This is a genomic window from Vibrio sp. 1288, from assembly GCF_033344475.1.
Genome location: NZ_JAWPOX010001187.1, coordinates 1 through 507, shown reverse-complemented (window position 1 = coordinate 507; position 507 = coordinate 1). Strand labels below are relative to the sequence as shown.

Genomic DNA, 507 nt, shown 5'->3' with positions numbered 1-507 from the left:
CACAAAAGCTTGGGTCGGATTATCTTGCTGTAACCCAGTGCCGTTATCCAATATGCGAATAGAAAGCTGGTTAGCTTGGTAGTCACAATGCAGGGCAATTTTACCTTGGTAGTCCGACGAGTGGTATTTCTCCTGAAACAAAGCACACGCATCAATGGCGTTGTTGATCACATTAACCAAAACCTGCTGAACGCCCACGGAGTCTGCCAGTAGAGGACGTATCTCTCCTTCAACGCTAGTCACAATGGCAACGTTCTGCTTTTGCATTCGAAAATGAAGCAGCTCAATGGTGTCTGCAATCAAGGCTTGAATATCGCATGGTGTCTTATCAACACTGCGTTTGCGTATCAACGTTCTTAAACGCTGAATGATGGCATCGGCTCGTTCCACTTGCCCCTGTATTTTCTCTAGCACAGGCACAATATCTTCATGCGGACGCTTCTTTGCAAGACGCAGCAACCCACCTTCACTGTAATTACGAATGGCTGCCAGCGGTTGATTTAATTC

1 protein-coding gene is annotated in these 507 nt (G+C 46.5%); it reads right to left on the bottom strand.

Translation table 11 applies throughout. The features are described from left to right. Positions 1–507: sensor histidine kinase (locus R8O11_RS31590; protein WP_412035110.1), on the bottom strand; the 507-nt coding region annotated here is incomplete at both ends.